Here is a 376-nt window from a genome sequence, read left to right on the forward strand (position 1 = left end):
TTTTCTTTACGCTCATTCTCATATTTTTTTCGTTGAAATAATTTGAATGTTGGGGGATTTTTCTTTCTATTTAGTTACAAGTATTTTTAAAGCCGTTTGCTTTTATTATCTTTTGAGCTATTTTACTTATTAAAACATTGCTTTTATCATAGAAAAAACCATATGTTAAGTTTTTTTCTATTTTTTTTATACAATGAATATTTTTTGAAAAAGTTATTGGTATTCCATAACCTGTTTTTTCATCTACTATATTTCCAAGTTTTGGGTTTATTCTTGTATTTTCAGGTATCAGTAATGTTGTTTCTCCAAATTGTACTCTCTTATTTATTGATCTTACTGATATATCTTTTATTGCTTCCTCTACTATTTTTTCATC

The 376-nt window shown here is 24.5% G+C and carries 1 protein-coding gene; it reads right to left on the reverse strand.

Features of this window, described 5'->3' with window-relative positions:
- Positions 1-70: 70 nt before the first annotated feature.
- Positions 71-376, reverse strand: a 306-nt coding sequence (locus EII29_RS11645) for a hypothetical protein (protein ID WP_233573342.1), incomplete at its 5' end; no start/stop codon positions are given.

Origin of the sequence: Leptotrichia sp. OH3620_COT-345 (assembly GCF_003932895.1) — a bacterium.
Taxonomy (GTDB): Bacteria; Fusobacteriota; Fusobacteriia; order Fusobacteriales; family Leptotrichiaceae; genus Pseudoleptotrichia.